Raw genomic sequence first — 23,703 nt, forward strand, 5'->3', positions numbered from 1 at the left:
CCTCGTACGCGGCCTTCGACGTCCTCGAACTCGCCGGGCTGGACCTGCGCGCCCGCCCCTACGAACGCAGGCGCGCGCTCCTCGTCGACCTGCTGGGCCGCATCGCCGCCCGGTCCGCCTCGTCCCGTCCCGCACAGCTCTGGAGCACCCGCATGTCCCCTTCCGGTTCCCCTTCTCCTCGCTCTTCCTCCCGCAAGCCCCTGCTGATCTCCGCCGGGGTCGCCCTCGCGGCCGTCACCCTCGGCCTCGTCTCCTGGCAGGCCACCAAACCCGATCGCGGCACCGACAGCCCCGCCCGATCGTCCGCGGCTTCCGCTCCGGAGGCCGGATCCGCCAAGGACCCCGCCGCGGAGCTCAAGGCCCTGGCCCGGCGCGAGCCCGGGGACAAGCTCGCCGCCGGCCGGGCCGACGCCCCCGTCGTCCTGATCGAGTACTCCGACTTCGCGTGCGGCTACTGCGGGAAGTTCGCCCGTGACACCGAGCCCGAACTGGTGAAGAAGTACGTGGAGGACGGCACCCTGCGCATCGAGTGGCGCAACTTCCCGATCTTCGGCGCCGACTCCGAGGCCGCCGCCAGGGCCGCATGGGCGGCGGGGCAGCAGGACCGCTTCGCTCGGTTCCACGCGGCCGCGTACGCCGAGGGCGCCAAGGAGAAGGGCTTCGGCGCGGAGCGGCTGACCGAGCTGGCGCGCGAGGCCGGCGTCCCGGACCTGGAGCGCTTCCAGGCGGACATGGCCGGGGAACAGGCCGCCGCCGCGATCCGCAAGGACCGGGAGGAGGGGTACCGCATCGGCGTCACCTCCACGCCCTCCTTCCTGATCAACGGGCAGCCCATCGCCGGAGCCCAGCCCCCGGCGGCCTTCGACGCCGCCATCGCCGAGGCCAAGGCGCGGGCGGCCGCACAGTGACCGACGCCGGCTACCTCGCCGCCCTGCTCGGCGGCCTCCTCGCGCTGCTCAGCCCGTGCAGCGCGCTGCTCCTCCCCGCCTTCTTCGCGTACTCCATCGACTCCACGTCCCGGCTGCTGGCGCGCACCGGGATCTTCTACGCGGGCCTCGCGAGCACCCTCGTACCGCTGGGGGCCGCGGGTTCGTACGCCGGGCGGTTCTTCCACGGCAACCGCGAGGCCCTCGTGCTGTGCGGCGGCTGGCTGATCATCGGGCTCGGCCTCGCCCAGATCCTGGGCCTGGGCTTCGCCTCGCGACGGATCTCGGAGCTGTCGGGGAGGATCCGCCCGACCACCGCCCTGTCGGTGTACGCGCTGGGCGCGGTCTACGGGCTGGCCGGATTCTGCGCCGGGCCCATCCTCGGCAGCGTCCTGACGGTGGCGGCGGTCAGCGGCAGCCCGGTCTACGGAGGCCTGCTGCTGGCGGTGTACGCACTGGGCATGGCCGTGCCGCTGTTCGTGCTGGCACTGCTCTGGGAGCGCTTCGACCTGGGCCGCCGGCGCTGGCTGCGCGGTCGGGCCTTCTCGGTCGGCCGCTTCGACCTGCACACGACCTCGCTCGCCTCGGGCCTGTTCTTCATCCTGCTCGGCGCGCTGTTCCTGGCCTACGACGGGGCGAGCGCCCTGCCGGGGCTGCTGGACGTGGACGATTCGTTCGCGGTGGAGCAGAGGGTGCAGGCCGTGGCGGACGCGGTTCCGGACTGGGCGCTGCTCGGGCTGGTGGCCGTGGCGGCCGCGGGCGTGGGCCTGACGCAGTGGCGCCGACGGGCGCGGGCGGCGGAGGCCGGCGGGGAATGACGAAGAAGGCCCCGTCCGATGGACGGGGCCTTCTTCTTATGGTGGCTGGGGCCGGGGTCGAACCGGCGACCTATCGCTTTTCAGGCGATCGCTCGTACCAACTGAGCTACCCAGCCACGAAACCGTTTCCGGCTTCAGCGAACCTGACGGGACTTGAACCCGCGACCTCCACCTTGACAGGGTGGCGAGCTAACCAACTGCTCCACAGGTCCTTGCAATGTGCGAGCACAAGTCTCGCACACGGTAATGCGTACCCCCAACGGGATTCGAACCCGTGCTACCGCCTTGAAAGGGCGGCGTCCTGGGCCACTAGACGATGAGGGCTAAAGGCCCGCCGGGCACTTTCCAGCGCGTCGGGGACGTGAGAAGCATATGGGATCCCGGCGGCGATCGCCAAAACGGTTTCCGCGGGCGGGTCCGCGGCGGGTCGCAGGCGGGTCGGAGACGGGTCGCAGGCGGGTCCGCGAGGGCCGCAGGAGGGCCGGGGGGTCAGCCCCACCCGAGTTCGTGGAGCCGCTCGTCCTCGATGCCGAAGTGGTGGGCGATCTCGTGGACCACCGTCACGGCGACCTCGTGGACCACCTCCTCCGTGCTCTCGCACATCCGCAGGGTCGGGCCCATGTAGATCGAGATCCGGTCGGGCAGCACCCCGGCGTACCACTCGCCGCGCTCCGTGAGCGGGGTCCCCTCGTAGAGGCCGAGCAGGTCGGGGTCGTCGGAAGCGGGCTCGTCCTCCACGAAGACGGCCACGTTGTCCATGACCCGGGTCAGCTCCTCGGGGATCGAGTCCAGCGCTTCGGCCACCAGCTCTTCGAACGCGTCACGCGTCATCTCCAGCACGGGGTCATTCTCCCGTGCCGGGGTCCGATTGCGGCGGACCGTTTCCCCCGGCTTCACCAGGCCTCCCCCCGGCCTCCCCCCGGCCCCGTCCCCGGCGGCCGTTCCCGGCGGGCCGGCACCCGGCGCGCGAGAATGGGCCGGTGGCGACATGCGAAGCGGAGCGCGGGTGACCCGGCCGGTGGAGGGGGCCGAGGCCATCGACCCGGACGTCGACCTCCACGTGCCGGAGCAGCGGGCCGAACCGCAGCGCCGCGTGCTCGCGGCCGTCGCTGCGGGCGGCGCCGTGGGAGCCGCGGCGCGGTACGCCGTCGGGCTGCTGTGGCCGGCCGCCCCCGGGGCCTTCCCGTGGGGGACCTTCTGGATCAATGTGGCGGGCTGCGCGCTCATCGGCGTCCTCATGGTGCTGATCAGCGAGGGCGGCCGCTCGGCGCATCCCCTCGTACGCCCCTTCCTCGGGGTCGGGGTGCTCGGCGGGTTCACCACCTTCTCCACCTACGCCGTGGACTTCGCGCGGCTGCTCGACGCCGGCGAGGCCGGGACCGCGCTGGCGTACGCCGGGCTCACGGTGGCCGGGGCGCTCGGCGCGGTGTGGGCGGCGGCCGTGATCACCCGGCGCGCGGCCGGCGACGGCCGGGGGCAGGGGCAGGCGCCGGGATGAACTGGCTGATCGTCATGGTGGGCGCGGCCGTCGGGGCGCCCTTGCGGTACCTGACCGACCGGGCGGTGCAGGCGCGGCACGACTCGGTCTTCCCCTGGGGGACCTTCGTGGTGAACGCGGCCGCCTCCCTGGTGCTGGGGGCACTGACCGGGGCGGTGCTGGACGGGGCGGCCTCCTCGCGGCTGAACCTGCTGCTCGGCACGGGGCTGTGCGGGGCGCTGAGCACCTACTCGACGTTCTCCTACGAGACGCTGCGCCTTGCCGAGCGGGGCTGGAAGTTCCTGGCGGCGGCCAATGTGGCGGCCTCGGTGCTGGTCGGGCTGGGTGGGGTCACGCTCGGCCACCAGGTGGCGGGACAGCTGTTCGCCTGACGGCGCGCTCCACCCGGCCCCCTCGGGGCGCGTTGGGGCATGTTGGGGCGTGTCCCTTACGGGGCAGCGGGAGTTGGGCACACTGACCCGCTCACCGCGGACCCTTGCCAGCGTTCCGGAGGTGCCCCGTGCGCCAGTTGTCCGCTTCCCTCCGATCCCCCCGGTCGCTTCGGCTCGCCGTCGCCGCGTTCGCGCTGGCGGCCACCGCGGGCTGCATGAGTGTCGGGGAGGACACCGCGAAGCCGGGGCCCTCCGCGTCGAAGGGCGTGCAGGGCGGCACGTCCGGTGGTGGCTCCTCGTCCGGGAAGAGCGCCGGGTCCCAGGGCGGCGGCCACGGCTCGAAGGGCGGTACGGGGAGCCAGGACGGCAAGGCCGGCGGCCCCGGGGCCACCTCCGGCGCGGCCGGGGCCTCCCCCAGCCCGGGCGCGCCGGCCGGTCCGCCCGGGGCCCCCTCCCCGTCGGCCGGTCCGGGGGGCGGAGCGGGTGGCCAAGGCCCCCAGCAGCCCCCCGCGGGCGGTTCCGGGTCCGGGTCGGGATCCGGCGGAGGCGGCTCCTCCGGGGGCGGACAGCCCGCCTCCCCGAGCCCGGAACCGCAGAGCCCCGCGCCGCCGGTCTCCCCGCCGCCGCCCGTGACGGAACCCACACCGAGTCCGGAGCCCCCGCAGCCGGACCCGTCGGGCGATCCGGGCACCCAGCCCTAGGCCCGGCTCCGGCTCGGAGCGGGCTCCATCCGCCCGCCAGGCTTTGCCGGGCGGATGGTGTTTCCGCAGGTCAGCACCGTCTTCGGGGGAGCGACTTGCCGGACCCGGGGGAGGGTGCGTATGGTTATAGATCGTTTGATCCCATTGCCCGGCGCCGACTCCGAAGAGCGCCGCGTGGCGCGTACTCTCCCCAGCCGTGGCTGACCGCATTGAGGCGGTCGATTTGCGAATTCACGGAGTTTGGGCGCGTGCCGAGACTCCGGAAGGTTTCGCATTTCGCATGTCCATTTCCAGTTCTGACCGTTCCGTCATGCCCGAGAACGACTCCAACGAGATCGTCGACGCCGAGACCCTCGCGGTCACCGAGGCCCTTGAGGCCGTAGTCGCCGACGAGATCATCGAGGCCCTCGAGGCCGACGTGACGAACCACGGGTCCGCCGAGTCCGACGACTCCTTCGAGGACTCCACCGGCTCCACCGACGCATACGACGACGAGGCCGCGGCCGACGACGCCGACGCCGAGCCCACCCTGACCTTCGGCGACCTCGGTCTGCCGGACGGCATCGTGCGCAAGCTCGCGCAGAACGGCGTCACCGCGCCCTTCCCGATCCAGGCCGCGACCATCCCGGACGCCCTGGCCGGCAAGGACATCCTCGGCCGTGGCCGCACCGGCTCCGGCAAGACCCTCTCCTTCGGTCTGCCGACCCTGGCCTCGCTGGCCGGTGGGCACACCGAGAAGAAGAAGCCCCGCGCGATCATCCTGACGCCGACGCGTGAGCTCGCGATGCAGGTCGCCGACGCTCTCCAGCCCTACGGCGACGTCCTCGGCCTCAAGATGAAGGTCGTCTGCGGCGGTACCTCCATGAGCAACCAGATCTTCGCTCTGGAGCGCGGTGTCGACGTCCTCGTCGCCACCCCGGGCCGTCTGCGCGACATCATCAACCGTGGCGCCTGCTCCCTGGCGAACGTCCAGGTCGCGGTCCTCGACGAGGCCGACCAGATGGCGGACCTGGGCTTCCTGCCCGAGGTCACCGAGCTGCTCGACCAGATCCCCGGCGGCGGCCAGCGCATGCTCTTCTCCGCCACCATGGAGAACGAGATCGGCACCCTGGTCAAGCGCTACCTGACCAACCCCGTCACGCACGAGGTGGACAGCGCGCAGGGCAACGTCACGACCATGACGCACCACGTCCTCGTCGTGAAGCCGAAGGACAAGGCGCCGGTCACGGCCGCCATCGCCGCCCGCAAGGGCCGCACCATCATCTTCGTCCGCACCCAGCTGGGCGCCGACCGCATCGCCGAGCAGCTCATCGAGTCCGGCGTGAAGGCCGACGCGCTGCACGGCGGCATGACGCAGGGTGCCCGTACCCGCGTCCTCGCGGACTTCAAGGACGGTTACGTCAACGCGCTCGTCGCCACCGACGTCGCCGCCCGCGGCATCCACGTCGACGGCATCGACCTGGTCCTGAACGTGGACCCGGCCGGCGACCACAAGGACTACCTGCACCGCTCGGGCCGTACCGCCCGCGCCGGCAAGTCCGGTGTCGTCGTGTCGCTGGCGCTTCCGCACCAGCGCCGCCAGATCTTCCGCCTGATGGAGGACGCGGGCGTCGACGCCTCGCGCCACATCGTCCAGGGCGTCGGCGCCTTCGACCCCGAGGTCGCCGAGATCACCGGTGCCCGTTCGCTGACCCAGGTCCAGGCCGACTCCGCGAACAACGCCGCGAAGCAGGCCGAGCGCGAGGTCGCCGACCTCACCAAGCAGCTGGAGCGCCTGTCGCGCCGTGCCGTCGAGCTGCGCGAGGAGGCCGACCGCCTGGTCGCCCGCTCCGCCCGTGAGCGCGGCGAGGACCCGGAGGCCGCTGTCGCCGAGGTGGTCGAGGCCGCCGAGGCCGAGGTCGCGGCCGCCGTGGCCGAGCCGGTCGTGGAGGAGCGCCCCGCGTTCCAGAGCCGTGACGACCGTGGCAACTACGAGCGCCGTGACAACCGTCGCGACGACCGTGGTGACCGTGGCGGCGACCGTGGCGGCTTCCGCCGCGACGACCGTGGTGACCGCGGTGGCGACCGTGGTGGCTTCCGCTCCGGTGGCGACCGTCCCGCCGGTGGTGGCTTCCGTCGCGACGACCGCCCCTCGGGTGGCTTCAACCGTGACGACCGCGGTGGCGACCGTGGCGGCTTCCGCCGCGACGACCGCCCGTCCGGTGGCTTCCGCTCCGGTGGCGACCGTCCGGCCGGCGGTGGCTTCCGCTCCGGTGGCGACCGTCCCGCCGGTGGTGGCTTCCGTCGCGACGACCGCCCCTCGGGTGGCTTCAACCGTGACGACCGTGGCGGCGACCGTGGCGGCTTCCGCCGCGACGACCGCCCGTCCGGTGGCTTCAACCGTGACGACCGCGGTGGCGACCGTGGCGGCTTCCGCTCCGGTGGCGACCGTCCGACCGGTGGTGGCTTCCGCTCCGGTGGCGACCGTCCGACCGGTGGTGGCTTCCGCTCCGGTGGCGACCGTCCCACCGGTGGTGGCTTCCGCCGCGACGACCGCCCCTCGGGCGGCTTCCGTTCCGGTGGCGACCGTCCGGCCGCCGGTGGCGACCGCCCCTACGGCCGTCGCGACGACAACCGCCCCTCCGGCTCCGGCTCGACCGGCGGCTCCTCCTTCGGCCGCCGCGACGACAAGCCCCGCTGGAAGCGCAACGGCTGAGACCGGCCGCTGAACTGATCGCCTGACAGGGCCCCTACGACAACCCGTCGTAGGGGCCCTGTTCGTGCGCGCGCCCACCGACGCCACGACTTCCCGGGCCGGACCGCCGATATGCGATCGGCTGTCCGGCGCACTGCGGCTATGCTCTGGGGTGAGCACTCCGAGGGCCATTAGCTCAATTGGCAGAGCAGCGGACTTTTAATCCGTTGGTTGTCGGTTCGAGTCCGACATGGCCTACTGCTCACAGCGCCCCATCCGGTCCTCCGGGTGGGGCGCTTCTCGTGGTGACGGCCGGTCAGGGGTGCGGCGGGAGCCAGCCGTGCTGGACCGCCCGGGCGCCGGCCTCGAAGCGGCTGCGTGCTCCCAGACGTTCCATCAGCTGGGTCGCGATGCGGCGGGCCGTGCGGTGGGAGACGCCCAGCCGCTTCGCGATCGCCTCGTCCGTGTGTCCCTGGGCGAGCAGGCGCAGGGCCATCGCCTCCTGGCCGTCCAGCCCGTTGACGTCCTTGGGGCGGACCGTGCCCAGCGGCTGGGCGGATTCCCAGGTGGTCTCGAAGAGGGCGCACAGGGCCGTCAGGGCGCCCTTGCCGGTCAGGATGACCGCCCCGGCGCTGGTGTCCTCGCAGTCCATCGGCAGCAGCGCCAGGGAGCGGTCGGCGATCAGCATCCGGGTCGGCAGTGCCGGGACGGTGCGCACCTGGCCGCCCAGCTCGGTCAGGAAGTCCGCGTGGGCGATGGTGGGGGCGCTGTTGCGCACGGAGTCCAGGTAGAGCGTGCGCATCCGCACCCCGCGCTTGAGGAGCCCGCCGTCCAGGGGGCGGGAGGAGCGCAGCGCGTCCTCGGTCTGGGCGCCGTCGGGGGCGAAGCTCATCACCTCGTGGCGGATGTCGCGCTGGAGCTCGGTCAGCCGCTCGCGGATCCGGTCGAGGCCGACGAGCTGCTCGACGCCCGCGCCGGGGATGTCCGTCTGCCCGGCGTACTCGGAGATGAGCTTGGCCGCCGCGGCGCGGGAGACCTCGATGCGGTGCTGGTGCGCCGCGAGCTCGGCCGACTGGCGTGCGAGCAGGGCTTCCAGCCCGAGGTCCGGGCTGACGGCCCGCAGCCGGCCCGGGGACTCGAACGACTCGGCGACCAGGCCCAGTCGGGCCAGCCGCTCCTGGGTGGCGCTGATGTCGGCCGGCGGTACGCCGAGCCTCAGGGCCAGTTCGTCCACGCAGTCGTGTGGATGCCCGAGCATCGCGCGGTAGACGGACTCCGTGCTGTGGTCCAGCCCGAGTGACTCGAGCATTTCCTCCCCCTTTGCTTATGAAGGCATGGGCCTCCGGCAAGACGGAGACGATATCGAGCCGTTCGTATCCGGAACAAGCCCTTTCGGTGTGAGCGTGATCTTAACGGGCACCGGGTCTCAGCCGATGAGATGCGCGGGTGCCCGGCCGGGGCGCGTTCGCACCATTGTTCCTGGTGCGAGGGGGTGGACAGGTTGGTCCTCGGACGGATCCGTCCACCGGAAACCTCTTCTCCCGGGCCGGGTGGCAGGGAATGCTGATGGTCATAGGGAACACGCACACCGCAAGAATCCGGACAGGCCGTTTCGCGCCAATTCGGGCCGGTGGCTGATTCCATATTCACTTCATTCTCACGGGGGAACACTCATGCTTTCCAGCAGCCTTGCCCGCGCGGCCGCCATCGCGCTTCTCTCGGGCGCCGCCCTCGCCGTTCCGGTGAGCGCGCTCGGAGCTTCGGCGGCCCCCGCCCAGGGTGCTGTCACCGCCGTCACCGCCGGCACCACCGCCGCCGATGTCGCCATCACTCCGGCCGTCGAGCCGGCCCCCACCCCGACCCCCAGCGGGGGCAGCTGGACCTGGCAGTGACCGCGGCGGCCATGGAATTCCTCCCGCCCACTGCCCTGCCCTTCCAGCCCGCCCTGACCGCCCCATTCGCCCTCGAAACTCGGGAGTCCCCGTGGACATAAGGCAATTGACTACCTTCCACAAGGTCGCGACGCTGCTCAGTTTCACGCGCGCGGCCACCGAGCTCAAATACGCGCAGTCCAGCGTGACCGCCCAGATCAAGAGCCTGGAAACCTCCCTCGGCACGGAACTCTTCGAACGCCTCGCAGGGAAGATCCAGCTCACCGCGGCCGGCCGGCGGTTCCTGCCCTACGCCGAGCAGATGGTCGCGCTCGCGGGCGAGGCGCGCGGCATGGCCGCAGGTGACGGCGAGCCCTCCGGCGTCCTGACCATCGGCACCATGGAGAGCATCACCTCCTACCGGATGCCGCCGGTGCTGGAGTTCTTCCACCACCGCTACCCCCAGCTCCAGTTGCAGCTGCGGCCCAGCCTGTGCGCGGAGACGCTGCACTCGCTGCGCCAGGGCAGCTTCGACATGGGGTTCCTGATGGAGGCCGAGACCCGGCACCCCGGTGTGGACAGCGAGGTCCTGGGTTCGGAGCCGCTCGTGCTGGTGGCCGCGCCCGGCCACCCGCTGGCCGCGGAGGCCAAGGTCGAGACCGACCAGCTGCGCGAGGTGCAGGTGCTGGCCCCCGAGGCCGGCTGCGCGTACCGGGAACTGTTCGAGGCCGAGCTGAACAACGGCTCCGGCGAGCCCGTGCCCTTCCTGGAGTTCGGCAACATCGAGTCCATCAAGCGGGGCCTCGGCGCCGGTCTCGGCGTGAGCCTGCTGCCCGCGATGACGGTCGCCGACGACATCGCCGCGGGGTCGTTCGCCGTCCTGGCGTGGGAGCCCCCCTTCGAGGTGTTCACGCAGCTCGCCTGGCGGCGCGGCCGCCGCCAGACGCGCGAGATGCAGCTGTTCGTCGAGCGCACGATGGCCTTCATGGCCGCCGAATACGCGTCCTGACCGGATCGGACATCGCGATTTCCGGCATCAGGTAATCCGGGGGTCCGGCCCTGGACGGGAAGTGCCTTTCCGGACAGGATTTTCCAGATCACTCCTTATTGCTTTGCGGAGAACTCATGTCAGACATCATGCGTCCGGTCAGGAAATTCATCGTCTCCAGCGTTTCTTCCGATGCGCACATGTGGAATCTCGTATTTCTCCAACTCTTGCTCGAAGAGCACGGCGGAGAAGTCCACAACCTGGGCGCATGCGTCCCCGACGAGGTGATCATCGCCGAGTGCCGTGCCGTTCGGCCGGACGTCCTGGTACTGAGCACCGTGAACGGGCACGGCCACCTCGACGGGCTCCGGCTGATCCGCAAGATACGCAGCGAGCCCGATCTCCAGGACCAGCGCGTCGTCATCGGCGGAAAGCTGGGCGTGCGGGGTTCGGAGAACGTGAAGTTCATCGAGAAGCTCGCCGAGGGCGGGTTCGACGGCGTCTTCGAGTCGGAGGGGTCGCTGAACAGCTTCGACGAGTTCCTGCGCGGTCTCGCCCCGGCGCCCCAGCTGGCCCTCACCGGCGCGGAGGCCGCGGCATGACCACGGCCCCCGCCCGCTTCACGGCCCTCGCCCGGCCCGTGGCCACCGGTAGTTCCTCGGCCACCGCCGTCCTCGAACCGGTCCGGCGCAACCGCTTCTCGGCCTTCGTCCACGAAGCCAAGGCCGCCGGCCGCCTCGTCGTCCAGCCCCGCATGGGCTTCGCCGACCTGGGCGTGATGCGCGACGGACTGCTGGCGGTGCGCGGCGCCAACGCCACGTCCGTCGGCACCGTCACCCTGGACAGCTACACCCGCGTCAACGACCACGACTCCGCCCGCGAGGCCCTGCGCACCGGCGCCGACCTCAACGGCTTCCCCCTGGTGGCCCATGGCCCGCAGGCCACCATCGGCATGCTCGACGGCGTGGCGGGCAGGGACTTCCCGGTCCAGGTACGGCACGGCTCCGCCCTGCCCTACCCGCTGTTCGAGGCCATGGTCGCCGCGGGCATCGACGCCACCGAGGGCGGCCCGGTCTCGTACTGCCTGCCCTACAGCCGCGCCCCGCTCACCCAGGCCGTCGACGCCTGGTCCCGCTGCTGCGACCTGATCGCCGCGCAGGACGACCAGATGCACCTGGAGAGCTTCGGCGGCTGCATGCTCGGCCAGCTCTGCCCGCCCAGCCTGCTGGTCGCGCTCAGCGTCCTCGAGGCGCTGTTCTTCGCCGAGCACGGCCTGACCAGCATCTCGCTCAGTTACGCCCAGCAGACCCACTCCGGCCAGGACCTCGAAGCGCTCGCCGCACTGCGCAGGCTGGCGGGCGAGCGGCTCGGCGGCGTCGACTGGCACGTCGTCCTGTACACGTACATGGGCGTCTACCCCCGCACCCCCGTCGGTTCCTTCCGGATCCTTCAGGACAGCGCCCGGCTCGCCGTGCGCAGCGGCACCGAGCGGCTCATCGTCAAGACGCCGGCCGAGGCGCACCGCATCCCGACCGTCGCCGAGAACGTCGACGCGCTGGAGTTCGCAGCCGCCGTCGCCGCCGACGAGTACCAGAACGGCACCCCCGAACCGCCCACCAGCACGGGCCTGTACGAGGAGGCCCGGATGCTCGTCGACAGCACCCTGGAACTGGGCCACTCGGTGGGGGCGGCCCTGGTGAGCGCGTTCGCCCGCGGCCACCTCGACGTGCCGTTCTGCCTGCACCGCGACAACGCCAACAAGTCCCGTGCCTACGTGGACCCGCGCGGCCTGCTGCGCTGGGCCGAGCCCGGCGCGATGCCCCTGCGCCCCGACCGGACGGGCGGCCAGGGGTCCCTCTCCGCGAAGGGCCTGATCGAGATGCTCGGCTACAACGAGCGCCGCTTCGACCGCGAACAGCTGACCCGAGTGACCCAGTGGAGCCTGACGTGACCACCCTGACCGAGGCCCCGGCGTCCGCCGCGCCCGCGCCCGCCACGGCCCCCGCCCCGCGCGGCCGGGCCGCCACCACCACCCTGGACGTGGTCCGCGCGCGGGGCACCCTGAACGCCGTCGTCAGCCGCGGCATCCGGGGGCTGTCCCGCCAGGAGCAGGACGGCCGCTGGACCGGCCTGGACGCGGACATCGCCCGCGCCGTCGCCGCGGCCGCGCTCGGCGACCCGCAGGCGGTCACCTGGCTGCCGTCCGACCCGGCCGACCGGCTCACCGCGCTGGTGGACGGCGCGGCCGACCTGACCGTCTCCAACCTCACCTGGACGCTGGGCCGCGAAGCGGACCGGCCGATCCTGTTCGCCGGGGTGACCTGCTACGACGGCGAGGGCTTCCTCGTCCGCGACGACAGCGGCATCCAGCACCCGGAGCAACTGGCCGGCCGGCGCGTGGCCGTGCAGGCCGGTACCACCAGCGCCGCCAACCTGGCCGCCTGGTACGGCCGGCGCGGCCTGGAACCGGTTCGGCCCGTGGCCTTCGCGACCCCGGCGCAGACACTGGCCGGCTACGCCTCGGGCGAGTGCGTGGCGTACGTCCTGGACCGTACGGCCCTGGCCGGCGAGCGGGCCGCGCTGGCGTACCCGTACGCCCACCGGATCCTGGACGAGGCGATCTCCCGCGAGCCGATGGCCGCGGCCGTCCGCGACGACGACCCGCACTGGTACCGGCTGTGCCGCTGGGTGCTCCAGCTCCTCGTCGCCGCCGAACACCACGCCGACGAGGCGGGCCCCGGCAACCGCGAGCGGGCCCTCGCCGAGGCCGCCGCGCTCGCGGGCCGGCACGGCCCCGCCCTCGGACTGGACGAGGGCTGGGCGGCCCGCGTCCTGGACGCCACCGGCACCTACGGCGACATCTACGAGCGGAACCTCGGCGCCGCCTCCGGTCTCGGCGTCCCGCGCGGCCTGAACGAGCTGTGGACCCGCGGCGGCCTGCACTACGCGGTGCCGCTGCAGTGAGCCACCCCGAACTTTCCCCGCCATCCCCCATGCCTGAGAGAAGGAACGTCCATGAGTAGCGACACCGCGCGCACAGGACCTGCGAATCCGGAGTTGAGGGGATCCGTCGAGCTGACCCTCGCGATGATCCTCTCCGGCACGCTCGGCATCTTCGTCGTCGAGTCGGGGGCCTCGCCCTTCAACGTCGTCTTCTTCCGCTGCGTCTTCGGCGCCGTGGCCCTCGGCCTCTACTGCCTCGTCCGCGGGTTCTTCAAGAACCACGGCTTCACCGCGAAGAAGGTCGGCCTGGCCGCTCTCGGCGGCGTCTTCATCGTCTTCAACTGGGCGTTCCTCTTCGAGTCCTACGAGGCGACGTCCATCTCGGTGGCGACCGTCGTCTACCACACACAGCCGTTCTACGTCGTCCTGCTCGGCGCCATCCTCTTCCGCGACAAGCTCACCGCGAACAAGTTCGCCTGGCTCGGCGTCGCCTTCGTCGGCCTGATCCTGGTGGCCGGCGTCTCCCTCTCGGACTTCAGCGACGGCGGCAACAGCACCTACCTGATCGGCCTCGGCTACGCGCTGCTGGCAGCCGTCTTCTACGCCTTCGCGACCGTCATCACCAAGCGGGTCACCGGCGTCAAGCCGCACCTGGTCGCACTGATCCAGGTCACGCTCGGCATCCCGCTGCTGCTGCCCTTCGCCTCCTTCACCGAGATGAACGGCATGGGCGCCGACTGGGGCTGGCTGGTCGGCCTCGGCCTGATCCACACCTGCCTGATGTACGTCCTCATGTACTCCGCGTACCAGAAGCTGCCCACCGCGAAGATCGCCGTCCTGGCCTTCATCTACCCGGCCGTGGCGATGCTCGCCGACTGGGCCGTCTACGGGCACCGCATCAGCCTCCTCCAGGCACTCGGCATCCCGCTGATCGTCGGCGCCAGCCTCGGCGTCAACCTCGGCTGGAAGCTCCTCCCGGGCCGGACCCCGGAGGCGGTCCCCGCCCCCGCGGCCCCCGCCGAGACCCCCGCCACCACCGCCGAGCAGTCCGCCCGGGCCGAAGAGGTCCTGATCGGAGAGTCCCGATGACCACCGCCACCGAAGCCGCCGCGCCCGCCGACCGGGCCGCCACCGGCCCCCGCATCGCCATCGTCGGCGCCACCGGCGCGGTCGGCACCACGATGATCGAACTGATCACCGAGCGCGGCCTGCCCTACCGCGAGCTGCACCTGGTCGCCTCCTCCCGCTCGGCGGGCCGCATCCTGACCGTCGCGGACCGCGAGTACGCGGTCCAGGCGATCGAGGAGTTCGACTTCTCCTCGGTCGACGTCGCCTTCTTCTCGGCGGGCACCTCCGTCAGCCAGAAGTGGGTTCCGGTCGCCACCGAAGCGGGCGCCCTCGTGATCGACAACACCATCGCCTTCCGGATGGACCCGGACACCCCGCTGGTCGTGCCCCAGGTCAACGCGCACGTCCTGGACCACCGACCGAAGAGCGGGGTCGTCTCCAACCCCAACTGCTCGACCATCCCGCTCGTGCGGCTGCTGCGCGGCATCGAGGACCGCTGGGGCATCCGCAACGCGGTCGTCAGCACCTACCAGGCCGCCTCCGGCCTCGGCTACTCCGGTGTCGAGGAACTCCAGGAGGCCAGCCGCGCCACCCTCCAGGACGCGGGCGCGGAGTACGAGCCGCACCACTTCCCGCCGGGCCTCGCCTTCAACGTGATCCCGAAGATCGACCGCTTCCTCGACTCCGGCTTCACGCTGGAGGAGGAGAAGATGCTCCAGGAGTCCCGCAAGATCCTGGACCTGCCGCACCTCGACGTCACCACTACCTGCGTGCGCGTACCGGTCGCCAACTGCCACTCGGAGTCCGTCTACGTCGAATGCCAGTCACCGGTGGACCGGGCCGAGCTGGTCGAGGTACTGGCCGCGCTCCCCGAGGTCGAGGTCCACGACCGCGAGACGCCGACCGCCTTCCCGACGCCGGCCGTCGTCGACAGCTCGGACCTGGTGCACGTCGGCCGGATCCGCTCGACCCAGAACAACCCGCGCGCCTTCTGGCTCTGGCTCGTCGCGGACAACCTGCGCATCGGGGCCGCGCTGAACGCCGTACAGATCGCCGAAGAGCTGATCGACCGGGGCACGCTGTGACCGTGCCCGCGGGCATCGCGGACACCGCCGTGCCCGCCGTGCTCAAGTTCGGCGGTTCCAGCTTCCGTACCCTCGCCGCCTACGGCGAGCTCGCCCGGGTCCTGGGCGAGCGCGTGGACGCGGACGGCACCAAACTGGTCGTCGTCGTCAGCGGCCAGCCGGGCGAGACCGAGCAGTTCCGGGAGCGGCTGAGCCAGGTCAACCCGCACCCGGAGGACGAGACGGTGGCCGGCCTGCTGACGCTGGCCGACACTATCGGGGCACAGCTGCTCGCCACGGCCCTGCACCGGGAAGGCCGCAGCGCCACCGTGCTCGCCGGACACCAGCTGGGCCTGGTCACCAACTCGGCCTTCATGTGGGCCCGGTTGGAGCGCACCGACCCGCAGCCGCTGCGCACGGCCCTGCGCGACCACGACATCGTGGTCGTGCCGGGCGGCCAGGCGGCGGACGCGCAGGGCCGGCCGACGTGGCTGGGCAAGAACAGCTCCGACCTGTCCGCGGTGGCCATCGCGGCCGCCGTCGGCGCCCCGCGCTGCGAGATCCACTCCGACGTCGACGGCATCTACAGCACCGACCCGCACCTGGTCAGCGGCACCCGGCTGCTGCCCGAGGTCTCGTACAACATCGCGGCGCTCATGTCGCTGTACGGGGCCAAGGTGCTGCACCGCCGGTCCGTACGGCTCGCCCAGAAGCACGGCGTCGAGATCGTCTGCCGCCTCAACCGGGCCCCGTTCACCGAGGGTTCGGTGATCGGCTCGCGCGGTGCCTCGGCGACGGCCGTCGTCCTCAACCAGCGCTCGGTGGCCCTGTCGTACGACAGCGACGCCGACGCGGACCTCGCCTTCAACGCCTTCCACGGCGCCAACATCGACACCATCCGACTGACCACCGGCCCCCTGGTCGCGGTCGTCGGCGGCTTCGTGGACCTGGAGGAGTTCCAGCGCCGGGGCGGTCTGACTCCCGGCACGTACGCGGGAGTTCCCGTGACCGCGCTGCGCGGCAGCAAGGTCGCCACGCACCTCGCGGCCGACGCCGGCGAGGCCCTGCACCTCGCCCAGGAGCTGCACGACATCCTCCACGACCCGAGCCTCGCCTTCCCCGAATCCCTTCCGACAGGAGTGTGATCCCATGACCACCAGCATCGAACGGCCCCTCGAGGCCGACCTGTTCACCGCGGACCGCGCGCCCGTGGAGACCTTCACCCGGATCACCCTGCCCGACGCGGTGCGCGACGCCCTCGGCGAGCGACTGCTCCAGGTGACCGACCCGCTCGCGGACATCGACTTCTCCATGGCCCGCTGGCTGCAGATCTTCGCCGGACTGCCGACCGAGGTGTTCCAGCAGCTGCTGGACTTCGGGCGGCACATCGACACCGCGGGAGTGGCGCTGGTCGAGAACCTGCCGGTGGACCCGTCCGTCCCGGCCACCCCGACGGACGGCGGCCCGAGCCGCGAGAAGTCGACCTGGGTCGCCGAAGGCGTCCTGCTCGGCCTGAGCGGGCTGCTCGGCGAGCCGATCGGCGTCCTCACCGAGAAGGCGGGCCGGCTCGTCCACGACGTCATCCCCGTCGCGGGCGGTGCCACGACCCAGACCAACCAGGGTTCCGAGGTCTTCCTCAACTTCCACAGCGACATCACGCACGACGTGATCGGCCGCTACGACATCGCCAACCCCGACTTCCTCGTCCTCAGCTGCGTCCGCGCGGACCACGAGGGCATGGCCGGCACCTTCTACGCGGACGCCCGCGACGTCTCGGCGGCCCTCGCACCCTCCGTCCTGGAGACCCTGCGCTCCCCGCTGTTCCGCCTCAACGCCCCCGGCAGCTACGTCCGCGACGTGGCCGGCGGCGGCGAGGTCCTCTCCGACCCGGTCCCGCTGATCAGCGGCGACGAGACCCACCCCGAGATCGTCATCTCGGCCAACGGCGTGCGCGCGCTGACCAGCGGCGCGCAGGCCGCCCTGGACCAGCTCCAGTCGGTCTGCCGCGCCGTCTCCCACGAGGTGTACCTGCGGCCGGGCCAGGCCCTGCTGATCAACAACCGCAAGGGCGTCCACGCCCGGTCCACCTTCACCGCCCGCTACGACGGCCAGGACCGCTGGCTGCAGCGCACCTACGTGCGGCGCAACCTGTGGGACATCCGCTACCGGGTGACCCCGGAGGACCGCCGCATCCACTTCTGAGCCACGGGGTCCTGGACCACGGGTTCTGAGACCACGGGTTCCGAGACCACAGGTTCCGAGACCACGGGGCGCTTCCGCGCGCGAGCGGGAGATGCGGGGGCCGCTGGGAAACCGGCGGCCCCCCGCCGTGTTTCACGGCTCTGACCAGCTGTTATCGCCGCCCCAGGGGTGGCCCGGACGTTAATTGGCGGAGGCCTCCCCCCGGATGGCGTAGAGTTGGGTTTACCGACGCGGGGTGGAGCAGCTCGGTAGCTCGCTGGGCTCATAACCCAGAGGTCGTAGGTTCAAATCCTGCCCCCGCTACTCAGTACGAAGGCCCGGTCCCCTGTGGGGGACCGGGCCTTCGTCGTGTCCGCGGTGGACGCGTCCCGCTCCGCTGCGCGCACGCCGTCACCCGAACGGTCCTGCCCGGCTCGCCGTACGGGCCCTCCTGCCCCCAGCCTTGGGGGGCGAGGCGGACCGGGCGGCAGGAGAGCAGCGTGGTGGGGCTGGGCCGGCAGAGCAGGGGCGAGCGCGTCTTCGGCGCGGTCGCCGCCAGCGCCGTGGTCCGCCGGATCATCAAGATGCTCCCGGGCACCCTGATCGTCCTCGGTTTCCTCTTCGACGTGCTGACCCCGCCCAGCTTCACCGGCTCCCCCTTCTTCTCCGCCGCCCCGCTCATCGCGGCCCCGCTGTTCTCGCTCCGGGCCACCGTCCTCACCGGGATGCTGGCCACCCTCGCGGTGGTCGTGCTGCACCTCTACAACGGCACCACCTTCAAGGTGGAGGCCATGACCGAGCTGGTCACCGTCCTGACCGTCTCCGGCCTGGCCACGCTCATCAACATCGTCGTGCGGCGCGGTACGGAGCAGCTCGCCTCCGCGCGCGGGATCGCCGAGGCCGCCCAGCGCGCCGTCCTGCCGACGCCCGCCGAGCGGATCGCGGGCCTCCAGGTCTCCGCCTCCTACGAGGCCGCGCAGGCGGACGCCTTCATCGGCGGCGACCTCTACGCCGTGCAGGACACCCCGCACGGGGTGCGCCTCGCGGTGGGCGACGTACGGGGCAAGGGGCTCGGAGCGGTCGAGGCCGTGGCCGTGGTGCTCGGGGCGTTCCGGGAGGCGGCCGAGAGCGAGCCCACGCTGGAGGGGGTGGCCCGGCGGCTGGAGCGGGCGCTGGCCCGGGAGGGGAACCGGCGCGACAGCCTGGACGCGGTGGAGGGGTTCACGACGTGCGTGCTCGGCGAGATCCCGCCGGGCGCGGGCACGCTGCGGCTCGTCAACCGCGGCCACCCCGAACCCCTGCTGCTGTACGCGAACGGCGGCCTCGCGGAGCTGGCCCCCGCCGAGCCGGCGCTGCCGCTGGGCATGGGGGAGCTGGGCGGCTGGCCGGACCGGGTGCAGGAGTGGCCCTTCCCGGAGGGGGCGACGCTGCTCCTGTACACGGACGGGCTGACCGAGGCCCGGGACGGGACGGGGGCCTTCTACGATCCTGCGGCCCGGCTGCGCGGGCGGGTCTTCCCCGGGCCCGACGAGCTGCTGAGCGCGCTGGCCACCGATGTCCGCCGCCACACGGGCGGCGCGGCCACGGACGACATGGCCCTGCTGGCGGTGGCCAGACCCGGAGCGCGGCAGCCGAGCCGGCGCCGGACGGTGCAGGTGATCGCGAAAGGGGACGGAGCGTAACCGAAAGAGCGCACTCGGCAAGCGATCTGACGTACCGTCAATGTGAAGATGTGGCGAGAGGGGTGGGAGGGGTGGTCATTTTTTGCCCGAGATGACACCTGAATGCGACGATAAGTCCTGGCCAGAGCCGAGCAGATGGTGGCTGATTGTCGTTAACGATCAATCGCAACTGCTTGGAATCACTCCCCTTTCTCTATTACCGTTCGATAACGCAGAGCGGTCGTCCCAGCCGTCGCAAGAGACGGCACCGTGCGCGTGCTCGCCCAGAGGAGTGTGCCCCGGTGGCCTCCAACTCGCCTGCCCCTGAAGGCAACGACGTCCAGGAGCAGCCCACCGCCGGTGCCTGGGGCGAGTGGAACCCCACCGAGGACTCGGCCCGGCCGCCACGCGGCAAGCACCGCGTGCTCAAGCAGCGCGGGGGACTGGCCCGTTCCTCCACCGTCCTCGGCGTCGGCGTGATCGCCGCGGTCGGCGCGGGCGGCATCGCCACCGCGCAGGACCGGCCCCAGGTCGCCATATCCCTGCCGTCGCTGCCGCCGCTGCCCTCCCTCCCGGAGGCCCTGGGCGGCGCGGACCAGGACGCCGTCGACGGGAACGCGGTCGCCGCGGGGGCCACGGAGCAGGCGCGGACCGGGATCATCCCGCAGCAGGCCAACCGCCGCTCCGACGCGGGCGAACTGCTGCGCAGCCGCATCCTCCAGCAGGCCGAGTCCCAGCACGAGGCCGCCGCGGCCCAGGAGCGGGCCGAAGCCGAGCGCGTGGCCCAGGAGGCCGCGGCCCAGCAGGCCCGCGACGCCCAGGCGGCCAAGGAAGCGGCCGAGAAGGCGGCGGCGGAAGCGGCCGAGAAGGCCGCGGCCGAGGAAGCGCGCCAGGCGCAGGCCGCCAAGGAGGCCGCCGAGGCCAAGGCCAAGGCGGAGAGCGCCGCCCGGGCGGCCGGATCCTTCTTCCTGCCCACCTCGGCCTACACCCTCACCTCGCACTACGGCGACTCCGGCTCGATGTGGTCCTCCGGCCACCACACCGGCCTCGACTTCGCCGCCCCGACCGGCACCCCCGTCAAGGCGGTCGGCTCCGGCAAGATCACCTCGGCCGGCTGGTCCGGGGCGTACGGCTACCGCATCGTGCTGGAGCTCCCCGACGGCACCGAGATCTGGTACTGCCACCTGTCCTCGATGTCGGTGACCGGCGGCTCCGTCACCGGGGGCGACACCATCGGCCGGGTCGGCGCGACCGGCAACGTCACCGGCCCCCACCTCCACCTCGAAGTGCGCCAGGGCGGCGTCACGGTGGACCCGCTGTCATGGCTGAAGGCACGGGGCCTGAACGTCTAGGACCCGGTACGAGGCCCGGCGCCGGCCCGTCGAGCGGGCGCAGCGGGTCGAACCAGGGCGGGAGCAGGTCCTCCAGCACCGCGGCCCGGGACAGTGCCGGGCCCGCCGTCGCCCGGCGCAGCCAGAGCCGGCGCAGCAACTCCCTCTCCCGCCCCGCGAAGTCCGGCTCCCGGGCCGGGCCGCCGCTGCGCGCCCGGTGGCGTAGCAGGGCCAGGGCCGCGGCATCGGCCTCGTACAGGGCGACCGCCCGTCCCGCCGGCCGGCCCCCGGTGCTCCGGGCCAGCGCGCGGGCCAGGGAGCGCGCGGGCATCGACACCAGCGCGGGCACCTCGGCCGGGCCCAGCCAGCCGGCGGCCGCGTACAGGGCGAGCTCCCCGGCGACGGCCCGCAGCCGACGGCGCCGTATCAACACGGCCAGCCAGGCCAGCAGCCCGAACACCGGGACCATCACGCAGCCGTAGACCACGTAGAACCCGGACTCGCCCAGGTCCGAGGAGCTGTTCCACAACGCGTGCAGCCCCATGGCCGAGCCCAGGCCCAGCAGGGGCAGGCCGATCCGGCGCGTACGGCGCACGGCGAGCGCGGCGGCGCCGAAGCCGAGACCGGTGGCCACGGTGAACAGCGGATGCGCGAACGGGGACATGACGCCCCGGACGAAGAAGGTCGCGGCCGTCACGGAGTTCAGCACCCCGGCGCCGTTCTCGACGTCCTCGTCGAAGGCGTTGCCGAGATAGAGGATGTTCTCGGTGAAGGCGAAGCCGGTGGCGGTGAAGCCGGCCATCACGAAACCGTCCGAGGGGCCGGTGAACTGGCGTCTCCTGAACAGGAACACCAGCAGCAGGGCCGCCGCCTTGGCGCTCTCCTCGACCACCGGGGCGATCGCCACAGAGCCGAGCTGGTCGGCATCGGACGGATCGGCGGTGGCCGCGGCTATCCACTGGGTCGCGAAACTGTTGGCCAGTATGGCGATCAGCGCCGCCGCGCACGCCCCCCAGCCGAAGCAGAACGCCACCTGCGCCCACGGATGCGGCGCGGCCCGACCCACCCAGCGGAACGTCGCCACGAGCGGCGCCACCGGCAGCAGGGCCAGGCCCAGACCGACGAAGAACCCGGGGGTACCGGTCTGTTCGCGCACGAGTTCCAGGATCGCCACGCCGCAGGCGCCCAGCAGCACGACGAGTACGCAGGTACGCACGGCGCCGGGGGTACGCGGTACGCGGTGCGGCAGCCGGGGCGGCCGGGTCGCTCGGAGCACGTGATGACTCTACCGAGCCGACCCGACACGCGGAGTGATGTGCTCAGTTCTGGGCGTTACCCGTGCGCCGGAACAGCAGATCGTGTACGACGTGCCCCTTGTCCAGCCCCTGGCCCTCGAAGCGGGTGAGCGGCCGGAAGTCGGGCCGGGGCGCGTAACCGCCGTCCGCCTGCGTGTTCTCGAACTCCGGCTGGGCCGTCAGCACTTCGAGCATCTGCTCGGCGTACGGCTCCCAGTCGGTCGCGCAGTGCAGGATCGCCCCGGGCACCATGCGGGTGGCGGCCAGCGCGAGGAACTCGGGCTGGATCAGGCGCCGCTTGTGGTGGCGGGCCTTGGGCCAGGGGTCCGGGAAGTACACGCGGATCCCGGCGAGGGAGTCCGGGGGCAGCATTTCGCGGAGCAGGATGATGGCGTCCCCGTTGGCGACCCGCACATTGGTCATCCCGCCCCGCTCGGCGAGGGCGAGCAGGTTCCCCTGCCCGGGGGTGTGCACGTCGGCGGCGAGGATCCCGGTCCCCGGGTCGGCGGCGGCCATCTGCGCGGTGGCCTCGCCCATGCCGAAGCCGATCTCCAGGACGACGGGGAGCCCGTCGAACATCTTCTTGAGATCGATTACCTCGTGCCCGTCGATGTCGAGCCCCCAGGTCCCCCAGAGCCGCTTCAGGGCTTCGCCCTGCCCGGTGGTCACCCGGCTGCGACGGGGCTGGAAGCTCCGGATCCGCCGCTCGTGATGCGACCCGGCCGGATCGGGCGCGGGCCCGTCGGGAAACCGCGGCTCGGTACGCCACTTCGGGGGCGTGTAGGTACCGGTCGCCTCCGGCGCGGGCCGGGAGGCGGGATTCTGGGGACTCAGTGACTCAGACACAATCCCCGGATTCTACGCGCGGCCACCCGCCGGCACCGCTCGCCCAACCGCACAGCACCCCCACCCAGAGCCAGCCCGCCACGCGGGTCCGGGCAGAGCCCGGGGAACGGTGGAAGGGCGGGTAGGGGACTTCGCCCCGCGCAGCGGCACACCCGCAGCCGCGCGCCGGCCGAGGGGCAGGCCCCGCGCAGAGGATCCCGGCACCGGCCGGCACCGGACGGCAAAGGCCGGCAAGGGCCAGGGCAAGCCCCGCAGGGCTACGCGCCGCGCAGAGCCTTGAGCGCGCGCCCAGCGATCTCCCGCCCGATCGGCAGCGAAGCGGTAGCCGCAGGCGAAGGCGCATTCAGCACGTGCACCGCCCGCTCCCCCTCCCGGATCAGGAAGTCGTCCACCAGCGTCCCGTCCCGCAGCACGGCCTGCGCCCGCACCCCCGCAGCCGCAGGCACCAGATCCTCGCCGCGCACCGAGGGCAGCAGCCTGCGCACCGCCTCGACGAACGCCGCCTTCGACAGGGACCGCCGCACCTCACCCGCTCCGTACCGCCAGTGCCGCGCGGCCATCCGCCAGGATCCCGGCCAGGCCAGCTCGTCCGCGAGGTCCCGAGGCCGGACCACACCCCAGCCGTACCCCTCGCGCGCCAGCGCCGGCACCGCGTTCGGCCCGACGTGGACCCCGCCTCCGATGCCCCGGGTCAGGTGGACGCCGAGGAAGGGGAACGCCGGGTCCGGCACCGGATAGACCAGCCCGCGGACCAGCTCGGGCCGGGCCAGGTCGTAGTACTCGCCCCGGAACGGCAGGATCCGCATCCCCGGGTCGTCCCCGGCCAGCCGCGCGATCCGATCGCACTGCAGCCCCGCGCAGTTCACCAGCACCCGCGCGCGCACGACCAGCCCGCCGCTCGTCCGCACCGCCACGCCCGACGCCCGCCGCGAGATCAGATCCACCGCCCCGCCGTAGACGATCTCCGCCCCCGAGGACTCCGCCAGCTGCTGGGCGACCCGCCCGTAGTCCACGATCCCCGTGGTCCCGACGTGGATCGCCGCGAGCCCGCGCACTTCGGGCTCGTACTCCGAGATCTGCGTCGGCCCCAGCTCCCGCACCGGGATGCCGTTCTCCCGGCCCCGCTGCACGAGCGCGTGCAGCCGCGGCAGCTCGTCCCGCCCGGTGGCGACGATGAGCTTGCCCGTCACCTCGTGCGGGATGCCGTGCTCCGTACAGAACTTGACCATCTCGGCCGCACCGCGCACCGCGAAGCGCGCCTTGAGCGAGCCCGGCTTGTAGTAGATCCCGCTGTGGATCACACCGCTGTTGCGGCCCGTCTGGTGCCGTGCGGGGCCGTCCTCCTTCTCCAGGACGACCACCCGGGTTCCCGGAGCGAGCCCCGCGAGGGCATGCGCCGTCGACAGGCCGACGATCCCGCCGCCGATCACCAGCACATCGCAGTCCAGCCTGCCCATGCCGCCCACG

General features: G+C 72.4%; 21 protein-coding genes and 5 tRNA genes. 18 read left to right on the top strand and 8 right to left on the bottom strand.

Going from position 1 to position 23,703, the window contains the following annotated elements; translation table 11 throughout:
• Positions 1–152: 152 nt before the first annotated feature.
• Positions 153–908 (top strand): thioredoxin domain-containing protein, encoded by a 756-nt coding sequence (locus ABZY57_RS19655; protein WP_356513609.1) that lies wholly within the window; start codon positions 153–155, stop codon positions 906–908.
• Positions 905–1,744, top strand: a complete 840-nt coding sequence (locus tag ABZY57_RS19660; RefSeq protein ID WP_356513565.1) for a cytochrome c biogenesis CcdA family protein — start codon at positions 905–907, stop codon at positions 1,742–1,744. Before ABZY57_RS19655 ends, ABZY57_RS19660 begins: the two co-directional genes overlap by 4 nt.
• Positions 1,745–1,783: 39 nt before the next feature.
• On the opposite strand, the gene ABZY57_RS19665 is transcribed toward ABZY57_RS19660, so the two are convergent.
• The 4 genes from ABZY57_RS19665 to ABZY57_RS19680 form a co-directional block, all read right to left on the bottom strand.
• Positions 1,784–1,860, bottom strand: a tRNA-Phe gene (locus tag ABZY57_RS19665).
• Between the two features lie 22 nt (positions 1,861–1,882).
• A tRNA-Asp gene (locus ABZY57_RS19670) sits at positions 1,883–1,956 on the bottom strand.
• A 39-nt stretch (positions 1,957–1,995) separates the two neighbouring features.
• Positions 1,996–2,068: transfer RNA gene (locus tag ABZY57_RS19675), tRNA-Glu, on the bottom strand.
• 165 nt (positions 2,069–2,233) lie between these two features.
• Positions 2,234–2,584 (bottom strand): metallopeptidase family protein, encoded by a 351-nt coding sequence (locus ABZY57_RS19680; RefSeq protein WP_356513567.1) that lies wholly within the window; start codon positions 2,582–2,584, stop codon positions 2,234–2,236.
• A gap of 148 nt (positions 2,585–2,732) precedes the next feature.
• On the opposite strand from ABZY57_RS19680, the gene ABZY57_RS19685 reads away from it, so the two are divergent.
• The 4 genes from ABZY57_RS19685 (at position 2,733) to ABZY57_RS19700 (ending at position 7,246) form a co-directional block, all read left to right on the top strand.
• Complete coding sequence (locus tag ABZY57_RS19685; protein ID WP_356513569.1) at positions 2,733–3,242, top strand: CrcB family protein; 510 nt, start codon at positions 2,733–2,735, stop codon at positions 3,240–3,242.
• A complete protein-coding gene (locus ABZY57_RS19690) occupies positions 3,239–3,613 on the top strand; it encodes a CrcB family protein (RefSeq protein ID WP_356513571.1) in 375 nt (124 codons plus the stop codon). Before ABZY57_RS19685 ends, ABZY57_RS19690 begins: the two co-directional genes overlap by 4 nt.
• A 981-nt stretch (positions 3,614–4,594) precedes the next feature.
• Complete coding sequence (locus tag ABZY57_RS19695) at positions 4,595–7,009, top strand: DEAD/DEAH box helicase (RefSeq protein WP_356513573.1); 2,415 nt, start codon at positions 4,595–4,597, stop codon at positions 7,007–7,009.
• 164 nt (positions 7,010–7,173) lie between these two features.
• Positions 7,174–7,246 (top strand) — tRNA-Lys (locus ABZY57_RS19700).
• A 58-nt stretch (positions 7,247–7,304) separates the two neighbouring features.
• Here the strand turns inward: ABZY57_RS19700 and ABZY57_RS19705 are convergent.
• Positions 7,305–8,297: a LuxR C-terminal-related transcriptional regulator gene (locus ABZY57_RS19705; protein WP_356513575.1), complete on the bottom strand. Its 993-nt coding sequence runs from the start codon at positions 8,295–8,297 to the stop codon at positions 7,305–7,307.
• Positions 8,298–8,661: 364 nt separating this feature from the next.
• Between ABZY57_RS19705 and ABZY57_RS19710 the strand changes: the two genes are divergently transcribed.
• From ABZY57_RS19710 to ABZY57_RS19765, 12 genes are all read left to right on the top strand, one after another.
• The gene (locus tag ABZY57_RS19710) at positions 8,662–8,880 is read left to right on the top strand and encodes a hypothetical protein (protein WP_356513577.1); all 219 of its coding nucleotides are present in this window, start codon (positions 8,662–8,664) and stop codon (positions 8,878–8,880) included.
• Positions 8,881–8,986: 106 nt separating this feature from the next.
• Entirely contained in the window at positions 8,987–9,868 is an 882-nt protein-coding gene (locus ABZY57_RS19715) for a LysR family transcriptional regulator (protein ID WP_356513579.1), read from the top strand.
• A 128-nt stretch (positions 9,869–9,996) separates the two neighbouring features.
• Positions 9,997–10,449: a cobalamin-dependent protein gene (locus tag ABZY57_RS19720; RefSeq protein ID WP_356513611.1), complete on the top strand. Its 453-nt coding sequence runs from the start codon at positions 9,997–9,999 to the stop codon at positions 10,447–10,449.
• The gene (locus ABZY57_RS19725) at positions 10,446–11,798 is read left to right on the top strand and encodes a methylaspartate mutase (RefSeq protein ID WP_356513581.1); all 1,353 of its coding nucleotides are present in this window, start codon (positions 10,446–10,448) and stop codon (positions 11,796–11,798) included. Before ABZY57_RS19720 ends, ABZY57_RS19725 begins: the two co-directional genes overlap by 4 nt.
• Positions 11,795–12,811 carry a transporter substrate-binding domain-containing protein gene (locus ABZY57_RS19730; protein WP_356513583.1) on the top strand — a complete coding sequence of 339 codons (1,017 nt, stop codon included), beginning with the start codon at positions 11,795–11,797 and terminating at the stop codon, positions 12,809–12,811. The genes ABZY57_RS19725 and ABZY57_RS19730 overlap by 4 nt, the downstream gene beginning before the upstream one ends.
• 51 nt (positions 12,812–12,862) lie before the next feature.
• On the top strand, positions 12,863–13,879 hold the full coding sequence (locus ABZY57_RS19735; RefSeq protein ID WP_356513585.1) for a DMT family transporter: 1,017 nt from the start codon (positions 12,863–12,865) through the stop codon (positions 13,877–13,879).
• On the top strand, positions 13,876–14,943 hold the full coding sequence (locus ABZY57_RS19740; RefSeq protein WP_356513587.1) for an aspartate-semialdehyde dehydrogenase: 1,068 nt from the start codon (positions 13,876–13,878) through the stop codon (positions 14,941–14,943). The genes ABZY57_RS19735 and ABZY57_RS19740 overlap by 4 nt, the downstream gene beginning before the upstream one ends.
• A gap of 2 nt (positions 14,944–14,945) precedes the next feature.
• Positions 14,946–16,067, top strand: a complete 1,122-nt coding sequence (locus ABZY57_RS19745) for an aspartate kinase (RefSeq protein ID WP_356513589.1) — start codon at positions 14,946–14,948, stop codon at positions 16,065–16,067.
• Positions 16,068–16,071: 4 nt separating this feature from the next.
• Positions 16,072–17,124 (top strand): TauD/TfdA family dioxygenase, encoded by a 1,053-nt coding sequence (locus ABZY57_RS19750; protein WP_356513591.1) that lies wholly within the window; start codon positions 16,072–16,074, stop codon positions 17,122–17,124.
• A gap of 229 nt (positions 17,125–17,353) precedes the next feature.
• A tRNA-Met gene (locus tag ABZY57_RS19755) sits at positions 17,354–17,427 on the top strand.
• A 176-nt stretch (positions 17,428–17,603) separates the two neighbouring features.
• On the top strand, positions 17,604–18,785 hold the full coding sequence (locus ABZY57_RS19760; protein WP_356513593.1) for a PP2C family protein-serine/threonine phosphatase: 1,182 nt from the start codon (positions 17,604–17,606) through the stop codon (positions 18,783–18,785).
• A gap of 281 nt (positions 18,786–19,066) precedes the next feature.
• Positions 19,067–20,116: a M23 family metallopeptidase gene (locus tag ABZY57_RS19765; RefSeq protein WP_356513595.1), complete on the top strand. Its 1,050-nt coding sequence runs from the start codon at positions 19,067–19,069 to the stop codon at positions 20,114–20,116.
• Here the strand turns inward: ABZY57_RS19765 and ABZY57_RS19770 are convergent.
• The 3 genes from ABZY57_RS19770 to lhgO all read right to left on the bottom strand — a co-directional run bounded on the left by ABZY57_RS19770 (position 20,067) and on the right by lhgO (position 23,693).
• Positions 20,067–21,311 carry a PrsW family intramembrane metalloprotease gene (locus ABZY57_RS19770; RefSeq protein WP_356513613.1) on the bottom strand — a complete coding sequence of 415 codons (1,245 nt, stop codon included), beginning with the start codon at positions 21,309–21,311 and terminating at the stop codon, positions 20,067–20,069. The genes ABZY57_RS19765 and ABZY57_RS19770 overlap by 50 nt on opposite strands.
• A 103-nt stretch (positions 21,312–21,414) precedes the next feature.
• Positions 21,415–22,236 (bottom strand): tRNA (guanosine(46)-N7)-methyltransferase TrmB, encoded by an 822-nt coding sequence (trmB, locus tag ABZY57_RS19775; RefSeq protein WP_356513597.1) that lies wholly within the window; start codon positions 22,234–22,236, stop codon positions 21,415–21,417.
• A 257-nt stretch (positions 22,237–22,493) separates the two neighbouring features.
• Entirely contained in the window at positions 22,494–23,693 is a 1,200-nt protein-coding gene (gene lhgO / locus ABZY57_RS19780; protein ID WP_356513615.1) for an L-2-hydroxyglutarate oxidase, read from the bottom strand.
• Positions 23,694–23,703 lie beyond the last annotated feature (10 nt).

The organism is Streptomyces sp. NPDC006450, from assembly GCF_040612195.1.
In the GTDB taxonomy this organism is placed as follows: domain Bacteria; phylum Actinomycetota; class Actinomycetes; order Streptomycetales; family Streptomycetaceae; genus Streptomyces.

Coding starts and splice junctions, on each gene's coding strand:
- ABZY57_RS19705 (WP_356513575.1), bottom strand. CDS start 8,297: ATGCTCGAGTCACTCGGGCTGGACCACAGCACGGAGTCCGTCTACCGC.
- ABZY57_RS19725 (WP_356513581.1), top strand. CDS start 10,446: ATGACCACGGCCCCCGCCCGCTTCACGGCCCTCGCCCGGCCCGTGGCC.
- ABZY57_RS19685 (WP_356513569.1), top strand. CDS start 2,733: ATGCGAAGCGGAGCGCGGGTGACCCGGCCGGTGGAGGGGGCCGAGGCC.
- ABZY57_RS19690 (WP_356513571.1), top strand. CDS start 3,239: ATGAACTGGCTGATCGTCATGGTGGGCGCGGCCGTCGGGGCGCCCTTG.
- ABZY57_RS19695 (WP_356513573.1), top strand. CDS start 4,595: ATGTCCATTTCCAGTTCTGACCGTTCCGTCATGCCCGAGAACGACTCC.
- ABZY57_RS19720 (WP_356513611.1), top strand. CDS start 9,997: ATGCGTCCGGTCAGGAAATTCATCGTCTCCAGCGTTTCTTCCGATGCG.
- ABZY57_RS19655 (WP_356513609.1), top strand. CDS start 153: ATGTCCCCTTCCGGTTCCCCTTCTCCTCGCTCTTCCTCCCGCAAGCCC.
- ABZY57_RS19750 (WP_356513591.1), top strand. CDS start 16,072: ATGACCACCAGCATCGAACGGCCCCTCGAGGCCGACCTGTTCACCGCG.
- ABZY57_RS19710 (WP_356513577.1), top strand. CDS start 8,662: ATGCTTTCCAGCAGCCTTGCCCGCGCGGCCGCCATCGCGCTTCTCTCG.
- lhgO (WP_356513615.1), bottom strand. CDS start 23,693: ATGGGCAGGCTGGACTGCGATGTGCTGGTGATCGGCGGCGGGATCGTC.
- ABZY57_RS19735 (WP_356513585.1), top strand. CDS start 12,863: ATGAGTAGCGACACCGCGCGCACAGGACCTGCGAATCCGGAGTTGAGG.
- ABZY57_RS19740 (WP_356513587.1), top strand. CDS start 13,876: ATGACCACCGCCACCGAAGCCGCCGCGCCCGCCGACCGGGCCGCCACC.